Annotated in this window: 18 protein-coding genes and 1 other annotated feature; of the genes, 16 read left to right on the top strand and 2 right to left on the bottom strand. The window is 40.1% G+C overall.

All coding sequences use genetic code 11. From position 1 onward, the window contains the following. From murG to ACYSNQ_RS00965, 12 genes are all read left to right on the top strand, one after another. Entirely contained in the window at positions 1 to 1,095 is a 1,095-nt protein-coding gene (murG, locus tag ACYSNQ_RS01020; RefSeq protein WP_426080908.1) for an undecaprenyldiphospho-muramoylpentapeptide beta-N-acetylglucosaminyltransferase, read from the top strand. 105 nt (positions 1,096 to 1,200) lie between these two features. Then, positions 1,201 to 2,151 (top strand): cell division protein FtsQ/DivIB, encoded by a 951-nt coding sequence (locus tag ACYSNQ_RS01015; RefSeq protein ID WP_426080907.1) that lies wholly within the window; start codon positions 1,201 to 1,203, stop codon positions 2,149 to 2,151. A gap of 151 nt (positions 2,152 to 2,302) precedes the next feature. Continuing rightward, positions 2,303 to 3,634, top strand: coding sequence for a cell division protein FtsA (ftsA, locus tag ACYSNQ_RS01010; RefSeq protein ID WP_426080906.1), 1,332 nt, complete (start codon positions 2,303 to 2,305; stop codon positions 3,632 to 3,634). A gap of 26 nt (positions 3,635 to 3,660) precedes the next feature. Further along, a complete protein-coding gene (gene ftsZ / locus ACYSNQ_RS01005; RefSeq protein ID WP_426080905.1) occupies positions 3,661 to 4,923 on the top strand; it encodes a cell division protein FtsZ in 1,263 nt (420 codons plus the stop codon). A gap of 15 nt (positions 4,924 to 4,938) precedes the next feature. Beyond that, complete coding sequence (locus ACYSNQ_RS01000) at positions 4,939 to 5,616, top strand: YggS family pyridoxal phosphate-dependent enzyme (RefSeq protein WP_426080904.1); 678 nt, start codon at positions 4,939 to 4,941, stop codon at positions 5,614 to 5,616. A 13-nt stretch (positions 5,617 to 5,629) separates the two neighbouring features. After that, the gene (locus ACYSNQ_RS00995; RefSeq protein WP_426080902.1) at positions 5,630 to 6,277 is read left to right on the top strand and encodes a cell division protein SepF; all 648 of its coding nucleotides are present in this window, start codon (positions 5,630 to 5,632) and stop codon (positions 6,275 to 6,277) included. 20 nt (positions 6,278 to 6,297) lie between these two features. Further along, a complete protein-coding gene (locus ACYSNQ_RS00990; RefSeq protein WP_426081152.1) occupies positions 6,298 to 6,570 on the top strand; it encodes a YggT family protein in 273 nt (90 codons plus the stop codon). 21 nt (positions 6,571 to 6,591) lie between these two features. Further along, positions 6,592 to 7,374: a YlmH family RNA-binding protein gene (locus tag ACYSNQ_RS00985; protein ID WP_426080901.1), complete on the top strand. Its 783-nt coding sequence runs from the start codon at positions 6,592 to 6,594 to the stop codon at positions 7,372 to 7,374. 19 nt (positions 7,375 to 7,393) lie between these two features. Further along, positions 7,394 to 8,137: a DivIVA domain-containing protein gene (locus ACYSNQ_RS00980; protein WP_426080900.1), complete on the top strand. Its 744-nt coding sequence runs from the start codon at positions 7,394 to 7,396 to the stop codon at positions 8,135 to 8,137. Positions 8,138 to 8,808: 671 nt separating this feature from the next. Continuing rightward, complete coding sequence (gene ileS, locus ACYSNQ_RS00975) at positions 8,809 to 11,598, top strand: isoleucine--tRNA ligase (protein WP_426080899.1); 2,790 nt, start codon at positions 8,809 to 8,811, stop codon at positions 11,596 to 11,598. Between the two features lie 154 nt (positions 11,599 to 11,752). Further along, positions 11,753 to 12,562 carry a MerR family transcriptional regulator gene (locus ACYSNQ_RS00970; protein ID WP_426080898.1) on the top strand — a complete coding sequence of 270 codons (810 nt, stop codon included), beginning with the start codon at positions 11,753 to 11,755 and terminating at the stop codon, positions 12,560 to 12,562. Positions 12,563 to 12,629: 67 nt separating this feature from the next. Next, positions 12,630 to 13,361, top strand: coding sequence for a CPBP family intramembrane glutamic endopeptidase (locus tag ACYSNQ_RS00965; RefSeq protein ID WP_426080897.1), 732 nt, complete (start codon positions 12,630 to 12,632; stop codon positions 13,359 to 13,361). A 174-nt stretch (positions 13,362 to 13,535) separates the two neighbouring features. Here the strand turns inward: ACYSNQ_RS00965 and zwf are convergent, their stop codons facing one another. After that, positions 13,536 to 15,056, bottom strand: coding sequence for a glucose-6-phosphate dehydrogenase (zwf, locus tag ACYSNQ_RS00960; RefSeq protein WP_426080896.1), 1,521 nt, complete (start codon positions 15,054 to 15,056; stop codon positions 13,536 to 13,538). Positions 15,057 to 15,071: 15 nt separating this feature from the next. Then, the gene (gene efaR / locus ACYSNQ_RS00955; RefSeq protein WP_426080895.1) at positions 15,072 to 15,719 is read right to left on the bottom strand and encodes a transcriptional regulator EfaR; all 648 of its coding nucleotides are present in this window, start codon (positions 15,717 to 15,719) and stop codon (positions 15,072 to 15,074) included. A 250-nt stretch (positions 15,720 to 15,969) separates the two neighbouring features. Between efaR and gltB the strand changes: the two genes are divergently transcribed. The 4 genes from gltB to hisG all read left to right on the top strand — a co-directional run bounded on the left by gltB (position 15,970) and on the right by hisG (position 24,325). Then, positions 15,970 to 20,475 (top strand): glutamate synthase large subunit, encoded by a 4,506-nt coding sequence (gene gltB / locus ACYSNQ_RS00950; RefSeq protein WP_426080894.1) that lies wholly within the window; start codon positions 15,970 to 15,972, stop codon positions 20,473 to 20,475. A gap of 1 nt (position 20,476) precedes the next feature. Continuing rightward, positions 20,477 to 21,922, top strand: coding sequence for a glutamate synthase subunit beta (locus tag ACYSNQ_RS00945; protein ID WP_426080893.1), 1,446 nt, complete (start codon positions 20,477 to 20,479; stop codon positions 21,920 to 21,922). Between the two features lie 290 nt (positions 21,923 to 22,212). Next, positions 22,213 to 22,449 (top strand) — a binding site (T-box leader). A gap of 57 nt (positions 22,450 to 22,506) precedes the next feature. Beyond that, positions 22,507 to 23,697, top strand: a complete 1,191-nt coding sequence (hisZ, locus tag ACYSNQ_RS00940) for an ATP phosphoribosyltransferase regulatory subunit (protein ID WP_426080892.1) — start codon at positions 22,507 to 22,509, stop codon at positions 23,695 to 23,697. After that, entirely contained in the window at positions 23,690 to 24,325 is a 636-nt protein-coding gene (gene hisG / locus ACYSNQ_RS00935; RefSeq protein WP_426081151.1) for an ATP phosphoribosyltransferase, read from the top strand. The genes hisZ and hisG overlap by 8 nt, the downstream gene beginning before the upstream one ends. Position 24,326 lies beyond the last annotated feature (1 nt).

Below are 24,326 nucleotides of genomic sequence, written 5' to 3'. Positions count from 1 at the left end.
ATGAAGATTTTAGTAACAGGTGGAGGAACAGGCGGTCATATCTATCCAGCACTGGCGTTTATTAAATATGTCCAGGAAGTGGAACCAACTGCTGAATTTATGTATGTTGGAACTGATAACGGACTGGAAAGTAAAATCGTACCGCCATATGGAATTCCCTTTAATACAATTAAAATTCAGGGGTTTCGTCGTTCCTTGAGTCCACAAAATTTTAAAACTGTGTATCTTTTTCTATCGAGTATAGGGAAAGCCAAGAAAATCATCCGTTCTTTTCAGCCAGATATAGTAATTGGAACCGGTGGTTATGTTTCTGGTTCGGTGGTTGCAGCCGCTAAGCAGCTGAAAATACCTACGATTGTTCATGAACAGAACAGTGTTCCAGGAGTGACGAATAAGTTTTTAAGCCGTTTTGCCTCAAAGGTAGCTATTTGTTTTCCCGATGTGGCAGACTACTTTCCGAGTGATAAGGTGGTCCTGACAGGAAACCCTCGTGCTCAGGAGGTTGCTGACACGAAACGCTCAGATGTCTTAACAGAATATGGACTATCTCCGAATAAGCCGACAGTTGTTATTTTTGGTGGAAGCCGCGGAGCTTTAAAAATTAATCAGGCTTTTGTAGAGGCTTTACCTTTTTTTGAAGAAAAAAATTATCAGGTATTGTATGCATCAGGAGATCGTTATTACGAAGAGCTTCAAGAAAAGTTAAATCTTTCTAAAAGAAAGCTGAAAAATGTGAGTATCCAGCCATATATTGATAAAATGGCAGAGGTTATGGGGAATATCCAGCTGATTGTAGGTAGAGCAGGCGCAACCTCAATCGCTGAAATAACTGCATTAGGGCTTCCTGCTATTCTGATTCCCAGTCCGTATGTTACGAATGATCATCAAACAAAGAACGCGCAAAGCCTGGTTAAGGCTGGTGCGGCCAAAATGATTCGTGATGAGGAATTGACTGGCGCGACATTGGTTGCAGCAGTTGACCGCATATTGCTGGACGAATCCGTTCATAAAAAAATGGCGGAAGCTTCTCAAAAAGAAGGAATTCCAGATGCTGGAAAACGCCTTTATGATGTAGTAAAAGAGCTTGTCCAATGACAGGAGGTGTAAAAGATTAGTAAGGAAGACGAAAAGAATAATGATTCAGTACCTCCGCAAACGGAAGAAGAGCTGACGCCTTGGCAGAGAGAAAACCTGGAGTATATGAAGAGTCAGGGAGAATCGCCAGTCTGGCATCCTGAGAATAGAAAGCCTTCCGAAGAGGAAGAGATAGAAGAACAAAATGAAACAGAAGAGAAAGTGGAAGAAGAAGTCTCGACTGAATCTGTTGAGCCGGAAGAATCGACGCCTTCTTATGAATCTTTTGCAGACCGTCTGCCCAATGTTAAGAAGGTGAGAAATACACGGCTGATTCGCCGGCTAACGCTCATTATTTCTATTGCTGCCGCTGCTATTTTGATTCTGGTTTATTTTATTTCTCCGTTAAGTAAGCTGTCGTCTGTCTCAGTGACTGGAAATAAGGATACTAAAACAGAAGATATTCTGGCAGACTCAAAGCTGATACAGGGTGAGTCCCTATGGGAGCAGTACTGGAACCGTTCTGTTAACGAGAAGAATATTGAAAAAACGCTGCCACGTGTGAAGCGTGCATCAGTAACTTTAAATGGGATTAATTCTTTTAAAATTAGTATTGAGGAATACGAGGTAATGGCTTTAGAATCATTGGAGGGCAGCTATCATCCGATTCTGGAGAATGGTAAAGTCCTTCCTGATAAGCTGGAAAGCCCAGTGAGCGGTATGCCGGTATTCGAGAATTTCTCAGATGAAGAGCTGATAAGAGAGCTGATGGAATCGTATAATCAATTACCGAATGAGCTGAAGGAAGCTATATCTGAGATTAAATATGCGCCGTCAGACTCAAACAAAGAATTAGTCAGAATTTATATGAAGGATAATAATGAAGTAATTGTTAATATCTCTCAGTTGACTGAAAAAATGAAATACTATACACAGGTTGCAAGTCAGATGGAAGAACCTGGTGTTATTGATATGGAAGTGGGCATTTTCTCTTATCCGCACGGCAATGAAAACAAGACGAATCAAACAACCGAAAGTACAGTTGAAGACTCTGAAATACCTTTAGAAGGTTATTAAAAAAATAAACATGAAAAAAAATAGAATCTTCTTTCTAAAAAGCCTATATTTATGGTAGAATTGAAAGAAGTGAGTATTGATAAAAAAATAGATAAACGAGCTTTACAGGTTCGCTTACATATTGGATTAATTAGGAGGAGGAACCCCATTCATGGCAAAAACTGGAATGTATGTAGGCCTTGATATTGGCACAACATCAGTTAAAGTTGTAGTGGCTGAATTTATCGAAGGTCAAATGAATATAATTGGCGTGGGAAACGCAAAATCAGATGGATTAAACAGAGGGATCATTGTTGATATTGATAAAACTGTGAGTGCAATTCAGCGTGCAGTAAGACAGGCTGAAGAAAAAGCAGGGATTCAGATCAAAAGTGTGAACGTAGGTTTGCCAGCTAATATGTTGGAAGTAGAAAACTGCCAAGGAATGATAGCTGTAAGTAGTGAGTCAAAAGAAATCAATGACGAAGATGTAAGAAATGTCGCATCGGCAGCTTTGGTTCGTTCAACTCCTCCGGAACGTCAAATCGTTGCAATACTGCCTCAGGAATTTACTGTAGATGGATTTGAAGGAATTAAAGATCCGCGTGGTATGATCGGTGTGCGTCTGGAAATGATTGGTGTGGTATTTACTGGACCTAAAACAATCATTCACAACACAAGAAAGTGTGTAGAAAAGGCAGGTTTAGCTATTAATGAAATGGTTATCCTACCTCTAGCTCTGACTGAAACTATTCTATCGGATGGAGAGAAAGAGTTTGGAACGATTGTTATTGATATGGGCGGCGGTCAGACTACCACAGCAGTAATGCACGATAAACAGCTCAAGTTCAATCATGTAAATCAGGAAGGCGGAGAATTTGTAACTAAAGATATCTCCATCGTACTGAATACATCATTCAATAACGCAGAAGCGCTGAAGATTAATTATGGGGATGCTTTCCCTGAAAGAACATCCGTCAGCGAAGAATTCCCAGTGGATGTTATTGGGAAATCTGAACCTGTGAAAGTGGATGAACGCTATCTTTCTGAAGTTATCGAGGCAAGAGTAGAACAAATCTTTAAGAAATCAAAAGAAGTTCTGGATGAAATCGATGCATTGGAATTACCGGGAGGTATTATTCTTACCGGCGGCGGCGCTAGTCTGCCGGGCGTTGTAGATTTAGCACAAGATATTTTTGGCGTAAATGTGAAGCTTTATGTTCCAAATCACATGGGTCTGAGAAATCCTGTATTTACAAATGTAATTAGTATTGTTGAATATAGTGCTCAGCTGCCTGAAATTTACCATATTGCTAAAGGGGCTATTCCAGGAAACAAATCAACATCTTCTGTTTCTACAATCAGTGTACAGCAGCCGGAAGCAAGCTATGACAGCTATCCGGACGAACAAATGGAAATGAATTATGATGAACATGAAACACATGAATCAAACGAAAAAGTAACTGGAAAAATCAAAGATTTCTTTTCAAATATCTTTGATTAATCACTAATACAGGAGGATACGATAATATGGAATTTTCTTTAGATAATAACATCAATAATGGCGCTGTCATTAAAGTCATCGGTGTCGGTGGCGGCGGCGGCAATGCTGTCAACCGTATGATTGAAGAAAATGTCAAGGGCGTAGAATTTATTGCAGCCAATACAGATGTCCAAGCATTGAAAAGCTCAAAAGCTGAAACAGTTATCCAGCTTGGACCTAAATATACTAGAGGGTTGGGTGCAGGTTCTCAACCTGAAGTTGGACAAAAAGCAGCAGAAGAAAGTGAACAAATAATCTCTGATTCACTTCAGGGTGCTGACATGATTTTCATTACTGCAGGTATGGGCGGCGGAACTGGTACAGGTGCTGCACCAGTTGTTGCAAGAATTGCTAAGGAACTAGGTGCGCTTACAGTTGGCGTAGTTACTCGCCCGTTTAGTTTTGAGGGTCCTAAAAGAGGTCGCTTTGCAGCAGAAGGTATCGCTTTACTAAAAGAAAATGTGGATACGCTGCTGATTATTTCCAACAACCGTTTACTAGAAGTTGTTGATAAAAAGACACCAATGCTTGAAGCATTCCGTGAAGCAGACAATGTACTGCGCCAAGGTGTACAAGGTATTTCCGATTTAATTACAGCACCAGGCTATGTAAACTTGGACTTTGCGGATGTGAAGACTGTAATGGAAAATCAAGGAACTGCTTTGATGGGAATCGGTGTAGCCAGCGGTGAAGACCGTGTGATTGAAGCAACGAAGAAAGCTATTTCTTCTCCACTACTAGAAACTTCTATTGATGGCGCAGAGCAAGTACTGCTGAACATTACAGGCGGGCTTGATATGACATTGTTTGAAGCACAGGATGCATCTGACATTGTAACATCTGCTGCTACAGGAGATGTTAATATCATTTTAGGAACATCTATCAATGAAGACTTAGGCGATGAAATCCGTGTAACAGTGATTGCTACAGGAATCGACCCTTCTAAAAAAGAAAAACGTCCTCAGCGGACAATGAGAAACAACAATACAAATAATCAAATTCAGTCTGTACAGCAGGCACCTGTTCTTGATATGGAAAAGGCGCGTGGTTCTCAGCCTCAGCAACAGCAGGAAGAAGCAAGTGCGTTTGGCGACTGGGATATCCGTCGTGAACAAAACACGCGTCCAAAAGTTGAAGAGACAACAATTGAACATGTAGAGAAAAAAGACTTTGAAACATTCCATCGTGAAGAATCTGGACAAGGTGATGACGAGTTGAATACACCGCCATTCTTCCGCAGAAAAAGATAAGGGGATTTTTTGAACATGCTGATTGATAATATAAATGAAGTAAAAAAAACTATCGAGCAGGCATGTGAAACTGTCTCACGTCCAGCATCAGAGGTAACGCTGGTTGCTGTAACAAAATCTGTTGATATTAAAACCGCAGAAGCGCTGGCTGAATTGGGCGTGATGGATTTTGCTGAAAACCGTGTAGATAAATTATTGGAGAAAAAAGCTGCTTTAGAAAAATTTTCGTCTTTAAAGTGGCATTTGATTGGTAATTTACAGCGGAGAAAGGTAAAATTGATAATTGACAACGTCGATTATTTTCACGCCCTCGACAGTCTAAGCCTAGCGGAAGAAATACAAAAACGAGCGAGTAAAACCATTTCCTGTTTTGTAGAAATAAATGTCTCTGGAGAAGAGAGCAAACATGGAATAAAAAAAGAAGAAGCAGCGGATTTTATCTCTAAGCTACATGAAATGGATAAAATTCGGGTCATTGGTTTAATGACCATGGCACCTTTGAATGCTGAAGAACAGAAGCTTAGAGAGATATTCTCAGAGTTGAAGGACTTGCAGGTTGTGATACAAAAGTTGCAATTAGCACATGCACCTTGTACTGATTTAAGCATGGGAATGACAGATGATTATCCCATTGCAGTAGAAGAAGGTGCAACATTTGTACGTGTTGGCAGAGGATTATTTAGAGGTGCGTAAAGGAGGGGAATCTATGTCAATTTTTAATAAGAATGCTTTATCAAATTTTTTCGGATTGTCTGGTGAAGATGAATATGATACTTATGACAATTATCTGGAACAAGAGGCTGTTAATGAACAACCAAGACAGCAACAGGTAAGACAGCAGCAAGTAAGACAGCAACAGGCGGTTCCTCAACAGCAAACGATTCGGAAGCAGTCTTATGAGTCTGCGGCTGAACCTTTGAGGGAAAAACCGTCAGCTCGTTATCGTTCAACGGAAAAACATCAGAATCTGAATAATAATGATAGTCATCAGACAAGATCTGTTAATCAGAAGAAAGTTGTCTCCATGCACAATTCTAATACCTCAGCTGCCCAACAGGAGTTTGGTCAGTCTGGAAGATCTGTAAAAATATCGATTATTGAGCCTAGAGTTTATTCTGAGGCAATGAATATTGCGAAACATATTATTGTAGATGAAGCTGTGCTAATTAATTTCCATTTAATTGAAGAGAGTCAGGCAAGAAGAATTGTTGATTTCCTTACGGGAACAGTCTATGCTTTGGATGGCGACATTCAGCGTGTGGGAGACGAAATTTTCTTGTGTACACCATCAAATATGGAAATAGACAGTGCGACTGCACAGTCATTAGCTAAAAAGCAGATGTTTGATTTTTAGTGTAGGAGGTAATCATTATTATCGCGATTGTTCAGATTTTATATTACATTAATAAGGGAGTTCAAATCTACTCCGGTTTACTTGTTATTTATGCATTACTTTCATGGTTTCCGGGAGCGTATGATTCCTTTTTGGGGCGGTTGCTTTCTAGGATATGTGAACCATATCTAAGTTTGTTTGATCGGTTAAATCTGAATATTGGGATGATTAGTTTCAATATTATGATTGCTATTATTGTTTTAAATTTAGCCAGCGGCGGTTTGAATATGCTGGTTTGGTCTCTTATACGTTAATCGAGAAGGGTGGTTTATCTTGTGAATGAAAATGTGTATCAGCATTTCCGAAAAGATGAGCATCCTTTTATTGATTCAGTAGGGGATTGGCTTGAGAGAGTAGAAGATCAATATGCGCCTTATCTGACAGAATTTTTAGATCCAAGGCAAGCATATATTTTGGAGACCTTGATTCGTCAAGACAGTGATTTATCTTTTCGTTTTTATGGCGGATATGAGCAGGCTGAAAGGAAAAGATGTTTGATTTTTCCAGAGTACTATGAGCCAGCGACAGAAGATTTTAAAATCAATCTATTTGAAATTGTTTATCCAACGAAATTTGCGTCATTATCTCATGGAAAAATATTAGGTACACTAGTGAGTACGGGGATTAAACGTGAGTATTTTGGTGATATTATTTCTGATGGAGAAAGATGGCAACTATTCATTGCAGATGAGATGATGAATTTTGTCACTGCACAGATTGAAAAAATCGGGAAAATAGCTGTACGTTTAGAAGAAAAAAATTATACGGAAATCATTACTCCAAAGGACGAATGGATGACTGAGAAAACAACAGTCAGCTCTTTGCGTCTGGATAATTTGATTTCTACAGTGTATAATATTTCAAGACAGCGTTCGAAACAGCTGATAGAATCTGGAAAGGTCAAAATCAACTGGTCTGAAAATTTGCGGCCGGATTTTCCTTTAGAGTTGTTGGATATTATATCTGTAAGAGGATTTGGTAGAATACAGATACAGGAGTTAGAGGGAAAAACTAAAAAAGATAAATATCGTTTGTTATTGGGAGTACTACGAAAATAAATGGATGAGGTGAAGAATCATGGCGTTAACCCCGTTAGATATTCAAAATAAAGTTTTCTCAACTAAAATGAGAGGGTATAATCAAGATGAAGTTGATGATTTTTTAGATCAAGTCACTAAGGATTATGAAGATTCTCTGCAAAAAGTCCGTGAATTGGAAAAATCACTGAAGCATGCAGAGGAAAAACTGCAGTATTTCAATGAACTTAAAGATGCCTTGAACCAGTCGATCATTGTAGCCCAGGATACGGCTGATAAAGTAAAATCCAGCGCTACAAAAGAATCAGAAGTCATTGTTACATCTGCTGAAAATACAGCAAATGAAATGGTTGTGAATGCAGAGCGACGTTCCAATGCGCTGATTACTGCTGCGGAAGATAAAGCATCAGAAATTTTAACTGAAGCAACAGATCGAGCAAGACAGCTTGCTGCTGAAACTGACGACTTGAAGAAAAAATCCAGAGTATTCCATCAGCGCTTAACCTTAATGCTGGAATCTCAATTAGAGCAAGTTAAGAGTGAAGAATGGAATGAATTATTGAAGCCATTCTCAAGCTATGTTAGTGATAGCCACTCAGTAATTCAGGAAGTGTTATCTAAAGAATTAACTGAGGAACCTCAAGAGGAAGCTGTTGGGTCTACTGGCGCAGCTATGCCGGAAGTGAACACACATATTGAATCTCTGGAAGATGCAAAGAAGTTGAATGAGCAGTTAGCAGGTTCAATGGATTTTCTGAATAGTACACCATCTATAGACGAATAATTGAACGAATAAAAATAGAACAGAAAAGCTGGTACACAATCTTTACAGCGAGCTAATGACAGTGCAAGATTAGCAGACCCTGTTGCCGGAAAGATCCTCTATTTGTTTTCAAGTTTGAATATAAAGTAAAGCTTGACGGCTGATTCCGTTACCAATCAACAGAGGGAACTGTTTTAAGTTTTTGTCATAAGAGACAGTTCTAAATTTGGGTGGTAACGCGAGCACTTTCGTCCCTTGGGATGAAGGTGCTTTTTGCTGTGAATCACAATGAACGAAGTGAATTGATGATGAACAGCAGTAGGCGACGATTGGAGCGTAGTAACCTCTGTAAGAATCACAATGAACGAAGTGAATTGATGATGAACAGCAGTAGGCGACGACCAGAGCGTAGTAACCTCTGTAAGAATCACAATGAACGAAGTGAATTGATGATGAACAGCAGTAGGCGGTTAAAAAAAGTTATTGTGTTCATTCTGCTAGGCTAGCCTTAGCAGCTGTTACCTAAACGATTGAGTAGTGAACCGATAATTGAAGTCATTTATAAAATTTTATACTTCTTACTAGGACGTATCTGAAAGCTCTAGATTTGATTGAAGCTTTCAGATACGCCCTAAAGAGATAAATTTTTACATATAGACAGCAGTAATACATTTGAAAGTGAGGAAGTAAAGATGAAAATGAAAGATACCCTACAGCTTGGAAAAACAGCTTTTCCAATGCGCGGCAATTTGCCAAACAGAGAAGTTGATTGGCAGAAGGATTGGGAAGAAAAAGAAATTTATGAAAAAAGACAACAACTGAACGAGGGAAAACCAACATTTATTCTTCATGATGGACCACCGTATGCAAATGGAAATATTCACCTGGGTCATGCGTTAAATAAAATCAGCAAGGACATCATTGTTCGTTCTAAATCAATGTCTGGTTACCGTTCTCCATATGTTCCCGGATGGGACACACATGGTTTGCCGATTGAACAAGTTCTGACTAATAAAGGAATTAAAAGAAAAGAAATGTCTTTAGCAGAATATCGGAAAAAATGTGAAGAATATGCACGTTCACAGGTAGATACACAACGGGCTGATTTTAAGCGTCTTGGAATTGGCGGCGACTGGGATCATCCTTATATCACATTAGAGCCTACCTATGAAGCAGCAGAAATCCGTGTGTTCGGAAAGATGGCAGAAAAAGGCTATATTTATAAAGGCTTGAAGCCAATCTATTGGTCTCCGTCCAGCGAATCATCCTTAGCGGAAGCCGAAATTGAATACAAAGATGTTAAATCTGCTTCAATTTATGTAGCATTTAAAATTGTAGATGGAAAAGGCCTGCTTGATACAGATACTTCATTAGTCATCTGGACGACAACTCCATGGACGTTGCCTGCAAATCTGGGTATTTCTGTAAACGCGGATTATAAATATGCTGTAGTTAAAGCCTATGGAAAAAAATATGTCGTAGCTAAAGATTTAGTAGAGCAAGTGAAAGAAGCTATCGGCTGGGATGAAATTGAAATTGTTGATACTATTGATGGAAAAGACATGGAATATATGACTGCTCAGCATCCATTTTATGACCGTACTTCATTGGTTATGCTAGGCGACCACGTTACATTGGAAGCTGGTACAGGTTTAGTTCATACTGCACCAGGGCATGGTGAAGATGACTATATTGTCAGTAAAAAATATAATCTTGATGTTTTATCACCTGTTGACAGCCGCGGTGTATTTACAGAAGAAGCACCAGGATTTGAAGGAGTTTTCTATGATAAAGCAAATCCGATGATTACAGCACTGCTAGACGAGAAGGATGCATTATTGAAGCTGGACTTCTTCACTCATAGCTATCCTCATGACTGGCGTACTAAAAAACCAGTTATTTACAGAGCTACTCCGCAATGGTTTGCTTCAATCGATAAATTCCGTCAGGACATTCTTGATGAAGTTGAAAAAGTAGACTGGATTATTCCATGGGGGAAAACACGTCTTTATAATATGATTCGTGATCGTGGTGATTGGGTTATCTCCCGTCAGCGTGCTTGGGGTGTTCCGCTTCCAATCTTTTATGCTGAAAACGGAGAAGCAATTATTACACCAGAAACGATTGAACACGTAGCTAATTTGTTTGCTGAGCACGGTTCAAATATTTGGTATGAAAAAGAAGCAGCAGATTTACTTCCAGAAGGCTTTACGCATGAAGGCTCCCCAAATGGAACCTTTACCAAAGAAACAGATATTATGGATGTTTGGTTTGATTCTGGTTCATCTCATGAGGCTGTATTGCGTCAGCGCCCAGAGCTAAGCTTCCCGGCAGATATGTATCTTGAAGGCTCTGATCAGTACCGTGGCTGGTTTAATTCAAGTATTACAACAAGTGTAGCAATTAATGGTGTTGCACCTTATAAAGCCGTTCTTTCTCAAGGATTTACCCTGGATGGTGAAGGACGCAAGATGAGTAAATCTCTTGGCAATACAATTTTACCTGAGAAAGTAATCAAGCAGATGGGTGCAGATATTCTGCGTCTTTGGGTGAGCAGTGTAGATACTGAATCAGATGTGCGGGTGTCAATGGATATCTTAAATCAGGTTTCAGAAGTTTATCGTAAAATTCGTAATACTATGCGCTTTCTGTTAGCTAATACCAGTGATTTTGATCCAGCTGAACATAGTGTTTCTTTTGAAGATCTTCGTTCAGTAGATAAATATATGACGGTTCGCTTAAATCAGGTAATCAAAGAAATCCGTGAAAAAGGTTATGAAAAATACAACTTTATGCAAATCTACCGTTCTGTTATGAATTTCCTAACAGTTGATCTATCTGCGTTCTATTTAGACTTTGCCAAAGATGTTGTTTACATTGAAGCAGAAAATGATTATCAACGACGTTGTATGCAGACTGTTTTCTATCAAACAGCTGTTGCGCTGACTAAATTATTAACGCCAATCATCCCTCATACTTCGGAAGAAATCTGGAGCTTCTTAAAAGAAGAGGAAGAGTATGTGCAATTAGCTGAATTCCCTGGCTACGAAGAATTTTCTAATCAAGATGAATTGATGGATGTCTGGGCTGCCTTTATGGACTTTAGAGATGAAGTTCTGAAAGCTCTGGAAGAAGCACGAAATTCTAAGCTGATTGGTAAATCATTAGAAGCCAAGGTAACGGTTTATCCGAATGAACAGGTACGTCAGCTTCTGACTGCGGTAGATGCAAATGTAGCACAGCTGCTGATTGTTTCTGAATTTGAAATTGCGGAAGCTACAGCTGTAGCTCCTGAAACTGCTGTTGTCTTTGACGATATGCGTGTGGCTGTGGAAGCAGCAGCAGGAGAAACCTGTGAACGCTGCCGGTCTGTTAGAACAGATGTTGGTACAGATGAAAAACTACCGACACTGTGCGGACGTTGTGCCAAAATTGTAGAAGAAAACTATGAAGAAGCTGTTGCAGAAGGTTTTGAAGGATAATTATAAGCTTAAGTCTACTGAGAGAAAATCTTTACTTGTAGCGTATAGCTACAAATAATGGTAACTAATTTAGAGTAAAAGCATAATGGTTGAAATACTCTTTCAAAAAAGTGTTTGTTCAAATTTAAGGAACTGTGACATAGTCGTGTGACTAATGGCACAGTTCCTTTTTTATAAAAAGGAAGTGATCGGAATCTACTCTATCGGACAAGTAGCTGCTTTTCTTGGAATTTCAAAGGATCAGCTGCGTTATTATGAGAAGAAAAAAGTATTTGTTCCATCTCAAAATCGGGAAAATCTTTATCGGGAATACACATCGGAAGATATTGATAAAATTCTGGCAATTGATTTCTATCGTTCTCTCGATCTTGATTTTAAGACAATTACACAAATTAATAGTCAAACAGACTTAGAGGAGCTTGGATTTATCTTAGAAGAAAAGCAAAAGAAATTAGCAGCTGAAATTGAGAACTTAAGAGCCTCACAAAGACAGATTGAAAAAATCCAGCAAAAGCTGGTGGATATAAAGCAGCACTTACATCGCTATTCGATTAAAAAATTTCCAGCTCAGAAAATAGTTGGAACATTTTCTGATTTTCGTGCCTATGAAGAATTTTCAATTGTTCGTGAAGTGGCTGAGGAAAGAGCAAAGCTTACACAGCTAAAGCGTTTTCTTTCCTTTGATGATACAGGTGTAACCGACTCTCAAATGCTGATTACGAAGCTTGCTGAGCACACAGATACAGTGGATATTCTTTCTTTTAACGATTGTGTGTACACAATTATCGAAGATGGAGGAGAACAGTTGGATGTGATGGCTCAGATTTTTAGTAAGACGCAGAAGTATATGGCAGATAATGGCTTACGACCTATTGGGAAAGCAATTATTGGACTCTTGCTTCTGGCAAATGAAAACAATAAAACTAAATCTTATTTAGAAATATACGTTCCTTACCATTCTTAAAAAATTTTCTTGACCTTAGGACTGTCCCATAGTTTAAGGTTGAATTATAAGATTGGAGAGGATAAAAATGAATGATAATCAACAACTAAAAAATATTGGACACTTAATTTTCCTGCATCTTTTTCCAGGACTTCTGACAGTTCTGTGTCAGCTACTGCTGATTCGCTCAGGTCTTTTAAGAGGAATGCCCAATGTGTTTATACTTGCGACTGCTGGTATTATTGGAATTATCGGATGGGAAGGAGGATACCTTTGCTATCAGTCTAAAAAAGAGACTGGCAGCTGGAATTTTCTTAAGATTATGGGCTTTCGCACGGAGAAACGAAATAAAAAACTGATAGTCTACGGAGTAGGATTATTTATGTTTTTGGGAATTTGCTTCACTATCTTTAAACCCTTAAGCAGTTTGCTTCTAGATACCATTTTCAATTTTATGCCAGCTGAATTTCAATTGAATCAATTATTGACAGGTTACTCAAAACCAGTAATTATTGCTGTACTGTTTGTTTATATCTTTGTTTTTGCAGTATTGTATCCAATAATTGAAGAGTTTTATTTTAGAGGATTTCTTCTGAATCGGATGAAATGGCTGGGAAATCGAGGCATAGTCTTGAACACTGTACTGTTTGCCTGCTATCATTTCTGGTCCCCATGGCTGATTATTACCCGGATTATCGGTCTGCTGCCGCTCTATTATACCGTTTCAAAGAAACATTCCTTGAAGCTGGGAATTATTGTTCATTGCTTGGCAAATACCACAGATATTTTTCCAATACTTAGTTTATTAGGACGTGTCTAAAAACTAAAAAATAGAACTTGAAATAAAATCAGAAATTCTCTGTTTTTTATTTCAAGTTCTTTACTCTTATTTAGTTTTTTGTATCGCTAGTACAATTTACAGTTGAAGCAAAAGTTGAATAGGAAAACAGCTTTAAGGGCGCACATCATTCTGTCCCATCCCCGTGTTATTTACTTACTCTAATTTTCCACGCTCGCGATACCAGATATCCGGTTCCCAAATCCATTGGAAGCCGTCCGCTTTCAATAGGTCAAAGGCTGATTTTGGTCCCATTGTTCCAGCTGAATAATTTGGGAAGTCAACAGCTGTTTTATCCCAAGCTTGGCGAATTATATCCACAATCTTCCATGACTGTGCTACTTCATCCCAATGTGAAAAATTCGTTCCATCTCCATTTAAACCGTCTAATAAAAGTTTCTCATATGCTTCAGGGCTATTGCCGGTTACCTCAGCGCTATGACGAAAATCAAGCTTAACTGGATCAGTTTTGAATCCTTGGCCGATTTCCTTTCCATTTAGCGTCATTGAGAAGCCTTCGGTTGGCTGAATATAAATTGTTAAAACATTTGGTGGTAGGTCGTTCTTTTCTTCGCAGTGTTCAATATCATCCTTAAACACATTAATAGGTACTTGCTTGAAGACAATGTTTATGCGGGTACCCTTTTCAGTCAGCCGTTTTCCAGTTCGAATGTAGAAAGGAACGCCAGACCAACGGAAGTTATCGATATAGAATTTTCCAGCTGCGAAGGTTTCAGTCTGAGAGGTTTCTCCAACATTCGGTTCTTCCCGATAGCCGGCAAAGTCCTGATCGTCAAGGCTGCCAGGTCCATATTGCCCGCGGACAAAGTTTTTTAAAGCCTCTTCTTCATTATAAAGTCGGATTGCTTTCAGAGCTTTAACCTTTTCAGCACGTATTTCTGCTTCGGAAAAGGTAACGGGAGGTTCCATTGCAAGTAGCGCAAGGACTTGTAAAATATGGTTTTGAACCATATCCTTCAGAGCACCGCTGTCTTCATAATAGCCGCCGCGGTCTTCCACACCCAAGCTTTCTGCAAAAGTAATTTGAACATTATCAATATAGCGGTTGTTCCACTGAGCTTCAAAAATATTATTGGCAAAGCGGATAGCGGAAATATTTTGAATCATTTCTTTGCCGAGATAGTGGTCAATCCGAAAAATATCTTTTTCAGGAAAGACCGCACGAATTTCTTCGTTTAATTTATAGGCAGTTTCATAATCTGTACCAAAAGGCTTCTCAATAATTAGACGGTCAAAGCCGTTTTCGGTTAAGATTTTTTGTGATTTCAGATGTTTGACGATTGTTCCGAAAAACTGCGGCGCCATTGCTAAATAATAGATACGATTGCCTTCCAGCTGATATTTCTGATCCAGTTCATCGGATAAACGCTTCAATGTATCATAATGCTCTGTATCGTTCACATTGTGGGATTGGTAATAAAAATGACTGGCGAAAGCATCTGCTTCTTCTTTTGTTGGCTCTAGAGCTTCGATTGTTTCCCGAACGATGTCCCGGTAATATTCATCAGACCATTCTCGGCGGGCGGTACCAATAACTGCAAAATGTTCACCAAGATTTCCTTTTTTATAGAGTCGAAAAAGAGAAGGGTACAGCTTTCTTTTGGCAAGATCTCCCGTCCCTCCAAATATTGTAAACAGTGCGACATTCTCGTTCATTATGTTCCTCCCTTTCTATAATGGATCAACAAAAATTGTACTGGCTGCTTTATAGCTGACAACCAGCGTTTTGTCTGAATTACTAATAGTGATTGGACCTTCGTATGCTGCAATTTCGTCAATCCTATATTCTTCGTGGATATTTAAATTGATAGAGACTAAATAGTCCAACAGCTCTTTTTCATCAAGAACCCGGGCAATTTGGATATGGGTGCCCACAGGATAATCAGTGAGTGTCTGATGCTTCGCTTCATGTACCGGCTGACCTGCTTCAGGAATTACGCCTCCATGAGGACAAAATTTTGGATGATTCAAGTAATCAGATAAGCGATCAGCCAAAGTTTTTGAAGTCACGTGTTCTAAAACTTCAGCATCATCATGGACTTCGTTCCATGAATAATTTAGGTGTTCAACCAGAAAAACCTCCCACAAACGATGTTTTCGAATGAGAGTACTGGCTTTTGTCAGACCAAGCTCTGTCAGCTGTACCCCCTGATAAGGTGAGTGATGAACCAAACCTTCTTTTACAAGCTTGGAAATCATTTCACTGACAGAGGCAGCTGATACATTTAAGCCGGAAACAATATGTTTATTGTTGATTTTATTTTCATCTCCGCCTAATTCGAAGATAAGTTTTAAATAATCTTCTCGATTTGGTGTCATATTTTTCATCCTTTCTCAGGAACCATCAAAAACAGTTTATCAGAAAAGCTTCTTTTTGACCATTTAATAAGATATTAATCTTGAAAAGTTCAGGAAAAGTTCTTCTCTTTTCAAAAATTCATTGAATTAATAAGGTTACTAGCGTTATTTTTTCTGAAATTTTCACTATACTATTGTAAAATCAAAAAGAAACGGTTAAACTATTAGGAAAAAATTAGAATTTTCAAACTATTTAAAAGGGATGATGTGAATGGGAAAAAATGCCATGGAAAAGAAGCGCTTGATGTATGATCCTGCTTTTGAAAAAGATGCTTGTGGAATGGGCTTCATTGCACAAATCGATGGAATTGCTTCCCATCAGCTAATTGACAATGCTCTGACGATGCTGGAGCGCATGAATCATCGGGGCGGTACAGGTGCAGAGCCTGATACAGGAGATGGTGCCGGAATTTTAATGGCTATGCCGGATACCTTCTTTCAAAAGAAAGCAGCTGCTGAACAAATTACACTGCCGGATAGACAGGAATACGGAGTAGGTATGTTGTTTCTTCCGCAGGAGGAAACAGAAAAGCATGAACTGCTGCAGTCATTGAAACATGAAATTACAGCTGCTGGTTATCGTGTTGTTTGGGAGCGGGATGTTCCCTTTGCCTTCGAATACTGTGGTCCGGGTGCTCAAAAAGTTATGCCGGGCATTGTTCAGATTTTCATTGAAAAACCTATTGACGTTAAAACAGGAAGAGAATTTGAGGACCGTCTTTTCCTACTTCGCAGAGAGCTGGAAAAAATCTATTCATCTGACGAACTGGCAATCTGCAGCCTTTCTTCAAAAACAATTGTTTATAAGGGAATGCTTCATGCCTATCAGGTGCGTTTGTTTTATCCAGATTTACAGGATAAAACGCTGGAAAGCAGCATCGCCCTTATTCATTCCCGATTTTCTACCAATACATTTCCAAGCTGGGACCGGGCACAGCCTTTTAGATTCTTAGCTCATAATGGTGAAATCAACACTTTAAGAGGTGCAGAGAACTGGATGCACAGCCACCACATTGATGTTTATAATTCGGAAAATTCAGATTCTGCAAAATTAGAAAACTGTATGGAACACTTGTACCGAAATGGCCGGGATATTCCTCATGCTCTGATGATGATGATTCCAGAGGCGTGGTCAAAAGAAGCAAATTTGAAAGAAGAAATTGCTGCCTTTTATGAATATAACTCCAGTTTCACAGCACCATGGGATGGACCAGCAGCACTGTGTTTTACGGATGGAGAAATGGTGGGGGCAGCACTTGACAGAAATGGTCTGCGGCCTTCCCGATACTCGATTACAAAAGATAATTATATTGTCGTAGCCTCTGAATCAGGGGTTGTTGATCTTGAGCCTTCAAGAGTTATTGAAAAAGGGGTTCTCGGACCAGCCAATATGATTCTAGTGGATACTATTGCTGGAAAGTTTTATCGTAATGATGAAATTAAGGAACGGTATGCAGGAAAGCATCCTTACCGGGAATGGCTTGACGAACAGCAGCTGACAATCGAACAGCTGACTGAAAGTGAAGAGGTTTTCAAACCGCTGTCGGAAAAAGAGTTGAATCGCTTGTGGAAGCTCAATGGCTATACCGATGAAATTATCCGGATGACGATTCTACCGATGGCTGAAAATGGAGAAGAACCCGTTATTTCTATGGGCTATGATTCTCCCCTTGCAGTCTTAAGCGAGAAGCCTCAGTCGTTGTTCACCTACTTCAAACAGCAGTTTGCTCAAGTGACCAATCCGCCTATTGATGCAATTCGGGAAAAACTAGTTATTGGAACAGAAATGTTCTTAGGACGAGATGGAAATCTTCTGGTTGATCATAAAGAAAATTGTAACAAGCTGAAGATTGAAAGTCCGGTTCTGTCTACAACTGATTTCCTGAAAATTCAAACATTGGATAGCCGAGGTCAAAAAAGTATGGTTCAATCCATCAATTACTCTTTAGCTCCAGAAGTTCCCAATCGTATACAGCGGGCATTGGAGACAATGTTTAAAGAAGTCGAGGAAAAAATAGATAATGGTGCTACAATCATTATTTTGTCTGATAGAGAATGGGGGAAAGGAAAGCTGGCCATTCCGATTCTGCTGGCGGTTTCTGGTCTGCACAACTATCTTGTAGAACAAGGAAAAAGAGGGCTAGCATCAATAATCGCTGATTCTGCTGAAGTAGCAGAGGTTCATCACTATGCTATGCTGATTGGCTACGGAGCAAGTGCTATTCATCCTTACGGAACTTATGAAACGCTAAAGGACTATCACTTAACTGATAAAATTGAAAAATACCGGCAGGCAGCAGAAAAAGGAATTGTTAAAGTCATGTCCCGGATGGGGATTTCCACAGTTTCGGGGTATCATGGTGCGCAGCTTTTTGAAGCTGTAGGCTTGTCTGAAGATGTTATCAGTCAATTTTTCACAGGAACAGTTACCCGAATAGGCGGCTTGTCTCTGAATCAGATTGAAAAGGAATATCTGGCTCGCTATGAAGCTGCATACGGAGAAAAAGAACAGGATTTTCTTCCTTCAGGAGGCAGTTTTCAATACAAGGCAGACGGAGAGCATCATTTGTTCAATCCTCAAACCATCTATAATTTTCAACAAGCAGTACGCTTGGGGGATTACAGTTTATATAAAAAATATGCAGCACAGCTTAATCAAGAGGAGATAGACACACCAACTACCCTGCGGTCAATGTGGACGTTTACAAGTGATCGTGCCCCAGTAAAGCTATCAGAGGTTGAGCCAGCGGAAACAATTGTGAAACGATTTAAAGTGGGGGCGATGAGCTATGGCTCCTTGAGTCAGGAAGCTCATGAGTGTATTGCTGAAGCCATGAACCGAATTGGGGCAAAATCAAATAGCGGTGAAGGCGGTGAAAACCGTAATAGGTTTAAAGCAAAAGCAAATGGTGTAAATTTAAATAGTAAAATTAAGCAGGTTGCTTCAGGTCGTTTTGGAGTGAATGCCGAATACCTAATGAGTGCCGAAGAGCTTCAAATTAAGATTGCTCAAGGTGCAAAACCTGGAGAAGGCGGACAGCTGCCGGGAAATAAGGTATTTCCATGGGTAGCAGAAATTCGCGGTTCGACACCTGGTGTGCGGCTGATATCACCGCCGCCTCATCATGATATCTATTCAATCGAGGATTTGGCTCAGCTTATTTATGATTTGAAAGCGATAAATCCGTATGCTCGAATTAATGTAAAATTGGTTTCCAGTACAGGTGTGGGAACGATTGCTACAGGAGTAGTAAAGGCAGGAGCAGATGTAGTTGTTATTTCAGGCTATGACGGTGGTACAGGAGCTTCACCAAGAAATTCTGTCAGAGATGCTGGACTGCCATGGGAGATGGGACTTGCGGAAGCACATCAGACCTTGTCGTTAAATGAGCTGCGTCAGCGGATGACATTAGAAACAGACGGTAAGCTGATGACCGGACGCGATGTGGCAGTTGCTGCTTTATTGGGTGCTGAGGAATATAGCTTTGCTTCATTAGCACTGGTAGCAGTTGGCTGTGTGATGATGCGTGTCTGCAGCCTCAATACATGTCCGGTAGGCGTTGCTACTCAAAATCCGGCATTACGGAAGTTTTTTGCCGGCAAACCGGAGCATGTGATTAATGGGATGATGTTTATTGCTGAGGATCTGCGGGAACTGATGGCAGAACTAGGCTTTCGCACGATTGATGAAATGATTGGCCACACAGAAATATTAAAGCCAAAATTCGTAGCGAAAGGCAAAGCTAAATCTTTAGATTTTTCAAGAATTCTCGGAAATACAATGGGAATTGAAAGAAAATGCGAAGATCCATTTCAGGAAAAACGCCAGTGGAAAGAGCTGGATGCTTTTGCAGGAGCAGCAATCAAAAATAATCAAAAAAAATATGTGGAAGAGACAATCAACAACGTCAATCGAACCGTAGGAGCTCGAATGGGCGGCTGGATTGCAGAGCGTTTTGGTAATTATGAGCTGGAGCCTGGGCTAATTACGTATCATTATAAAGGCATTGCCGGTCAGAGCTTTGGTGCATTTATCACTCAGGGCATGGTGCTGAAACTGACGGGAGAGGCTAATGATTATGTAGGCAAGGGTTTAAGCGGCGGACGGCTGATTATCGTACCTCCGGAGGATGCTGGTTATCAGGCTGAGCATTCACCGATTGTCGGAAATGTAGCATGCTTTGGCGCCAACCGCGGAGAAGCCTATTTCAGAGGAACAGGCGGCGAACGCTTCTGTGTTAGAAACAGTGGAGCCAAGGTTGTCGTTGAAGGTGTAGGGGATCATGGCTGTGAATATATGACTGGTGGTGTAGCCGTTATCCTTGGACAGACTGGCCGTAACTTTGGTGCAGGGATGTCTGGTGGTGTAGCTTATGTTTATGATCCAGAGCAGCAGTTTGCAGGAAAATGTAATATGGAAATGATTGAATTATTCCAGCTGGATGAATCAGGGGACGATAGTATATTGAAAGAGCTGATAGAAAAGCACAATGAGTATACGGAGTCTGAAAAAGCACAGACTATTCTGAATGACTGGGAAACTGAACGAAAGCATTTTGTTAAAGTGTATCCAAAAGAATACCATGAAATGGTTAATGTTACTGAAAAATTCCGTAATGAGGGATTATCTGGAGATGAGCTGCTGAAGACAGCATTTGAAGCAGTTGTTGGCGCTCAGACAGCTCCGCCAAAACCCACTGTAAAGGAGCGTGATTAGGATGGCTGATCCATTTGGATTTTTAAAATATTCTCGTAAAGAAAACCCTTATCGGCCTGTTGCCGAACGAATCAATGATTGGGAAGAACTACAAGTTCCGCTGCCGGAAGATGAACGGCAGGAGCAGGCAGCACGATGTATGAATTGCGGTATTCCTTTTTGTCATACAGGTGTTTTCTATGGCGGCAAACGTGCGGTTTCCGGTTGCCCTAATGATAATTTAATTCCTGAATGGAATGATTTGGTTTACCGTGGAGAATACAAGAAAGCCTGGGAACGTCTAAGTAGAACAAATCCCATTCCGGAAATGACTGGCCGGGTTTGTCCAGCTCCCTGTGAAAAGTCTTGTACAGAAGCGTTGAATGGTTCTGGTGTAGCCATTCATGATAATGAACGGTTTATCATTGATACAGCCTTTGAAAATGATTGGGTCAAACCTACTGGATTGCCGAAAGAAAAAACAGGCTTCAAAATTGCTGTTATCGGCAGTGGACCTGCTGGGCTATCCGCAGCATGGCGTTTAAATCAGTTAGGACATGAAGTAACTATTTATGAACGCTCAGACCGCTTTGGCGGCTTGCTGATGTATGGTATTCCCAATATGAAACTGGATAAGAAGGTCGTTCAGCGTCGAATTGATGTGATGAAAGAGGTGGGGATTGCCTTCATAGGAAATACAGAAATTGGGGTAGACCTTTCAGTTGAAGCCCTGTACCAAATCTTTGACCGCGTGATTGTAGCAACTGGCGCCAGTGTACCGAGAGATTTAAAGGTAGCAGGCCGAGAGTTTCAAGGAGTACAATTTGCTGTTGATTATTTAACAGAGGCAACAAAAGATGTTCTGAAACATGGTACCGAAGCAAACAGCAAAAAACTGGAAGGGAAGCATGTGATTGTTATTGGCGGCGGCGATACAGGAAATGACTGTATTGGCTCTGCGATTCGGCAAGGCTGCGCTTCTGTTAAGCAGCTTGAAATTACTCCTAGGATGCCCCATGACAGAACCGAAGCAAATCCTTGGCCTGAATATCCTTTTGTGGATAAGAAGGGCTACGGACAGGAAGAAGCCGAAGCGGTTCAGAAAGAAGCTTTGACTCTCTATCAGACCTCTACAACTGCCTTTATTGGTGCAGAAAGAGGACAGGTTATCGGTTTGGAAACAGTAGAAGTTGATCAGGCATTTCAGCCCATTGCTGGAACGGAAAAGACATTAAAGGCGGATTTAGTTCTGCTGGCAATGGGATTCACCGGACCTGAAAAAAGTCTGTTAGATCAGTTCAATATAAATGAAGTTTATGATGACTATACAACAAATAATGAACGAGTTTATGTCGCCGGTGATGCCAAACGCGGCCAGAGTCTGGTTATCTGGGCGATTCGTGAAGGTCGTCTGGCTGCTGAAAATGTGGATAAAACATTGCGGTCGTTAATTGCACAAGCTCAGTAAAAAACTGACAGAGAATAGAAGATAGTCAAGAATAAGATCAAGTAGGAGTCAACTATAGAAGTGGTTTGTACTGATAAATGAAAAGCAGCTTTCGTAAACTACTTTTCAATTTTATGGCTCTCAACTCATTTCTCAAAGCTCAATATTTTTGTTTCCATTCTGTTATAAGTATTTCTATGCTGTTTTCTAGAGGGACAATAAAGGTTTTTATTATTATGGTTTTCACTTGTAGCCTATTGACTATCGTTATGATTCATGGTAAAGTTTTTAGAAATAAATGAGAATATGATGAAAAAATGATGATCAGAATAGTAGATAGTATCAATGACTTTAGAGAGTTTCCGGTCGGTGAGAGGAAATAGTTGTTTACTATTGAACACGCCTGTAAATTATTTTTCTGAATCAATGTAGGAAAAATCGGGGATTGCCCGTTATCGCTTTTAGTCACTTGACTAACAGAGGTTTCTGCTGTGAAGCAGAAATGAATCTGAGGTGGAACCACGTGAAAAAAACTTCTCGTCCTCTTGGCTTATTTGCCAAGAGGACTTTTTGTATACAGTAAGAATAGAAAGGATGTGGGTGCTGTGAAATGGAATAGAAGTCTCCCGTCAGGCACTAAAGACCGGTTGTTTCGGGAAGCAAATGGTGCATATCAGCTAGAGCAGCAGTTGAATCAAATTGTTCAGAGGAGAGGGTATCAACGTATAGAAACGCCACTGATTGAGTTTGAAGATGTTTTTCAGGCTGATGATGGAGAAGGGCTGCTCTATCGCTTTTTTGACAAACAGGGGCGCCTGCTGGTATTACGTCCGGATATGACTATGCCGATTGGAAGAGTTGCTGCAACTGCAGGTATTCATCCGCCTTTGAAGCTTTCTTACAGCGGTAAGGTATTTCGCTTTAGCGATGAAATGTCTGGCGAGCAAAATGAACTGACGCAGGCTGGAATTGAGTTAATCGGCTTTGCTTCTTCAAAAGCTGAATTAGAATGTATTGCCTGTGCAGTCGATATTCTGAATACGTTACAAATTCCTAATTTCCATTTTGAATTAGGACATGCCGGAATCTTTAGAGAAACTGCTTCGTTTCTAAAATTAAATATTGAAGAAAAAAGAACATTAAAGGAATTACTAAACAATAAAAATTTAAGCGGTTTAAAAGAGTTTATCCAGCAGCATCCTAGCGAACTGAACGATTTTATTCAAAGACTGCCTAGGCTATTTGGAAATAGCGAAGAAGTATTTACTGAGGCACAGAGGCTATTGCCGGCGGATACAATCATTAGAGAAATAATTCTGGAAATTAAGCATATGGCACAGTTGATTCAGAAAAATCTTGGGATTGAAGTGACGGTTGATTTAGGCTCAGTTGCTTTGATGGATTACTACACAGGCATATTATTTAATGGATTCGCGGATATGATTCCAGATGCCTTTCTAAGAGGCGGACGTTATGATCATCTGGTTGAGCAGTTTGGCCATGATCGAATTCCGGCGGTGGGTTTAGGAATAAATTTGGATACATTGGCGGCTCTGCAATATCGGCTGGGCATTCTGGCAGAATTGAAGCAGCCAAGAATCTTAATTCATGCAGATTCGGAAGATTTCACTATGGCTGAGGAGCTGGTAAAAAAAGAACCAGATGCAGAGCTGTCTTTATTCGATACTTGGGAAGAGGCGCTGAGCTATGGAAAAATGTGGCACTACGAAGAGCTGATTCTTATCAAGGATAAAAAGCAAACCAGAGTGAGGATAGGTGATGCAGAAGATGAGTAACTTAACAATTGCCCTAACAAAAGGCCGATTGGAGCAGCAGACACTAACACTTTTTGACGAAGCGGGTATTGATGTATCCTTTATGCAGCAGAAACAGAGAAAGCTGGTTTTTAACAGTCCAGATGGTTCGTTAACCTTTCTCCTTGTAAAGGCTGTAGATGTCGGAACCTATGTGAGGCATGGTGTTGCTGACCTTGGCGTGGTTGGAAAGGATGTCTTGCTTGAGCACCCGTCCGGCTGCTATGAAATGCTGGATTTGGCTATTGGAAAATGCAAATTTTCTGTAGCCTCAACTGCTGATTATCAACCCTATGATCATAAAAGAAAAAGAATTGCGACTAAGTATCCAGTCATTGCCTCGAATCATTTTCGTTCAAAAGGTGAAGATGTTGAAATCATTAAAATAGAAGGATCTGTAGAAATAGCTCCAGTATTAGGACTAGCCGATGCGATTGTCGACATTGTTGAAACAGGTACAACATTGAAGGAGAATGGATTAGAAATTTTTGAAGATATTTGTTCGATATCTGCCCGCATGATTGTGAATAAAGCAATGCTTAAAAGAAAAAGACAAGAAATATTCCAGCTATTTCAGCAGCTGGAAGCAGTGATTGGAAAAGAGGGATAAA

Source organism: Enterococcus sp. LJL51, assembly GCF_054871795.1.
The sequence above is the reverse complement of the archived record's forward strand: the minus strand, read 5'-3'. Positions and strand labels throughout refer to the sequence as shown.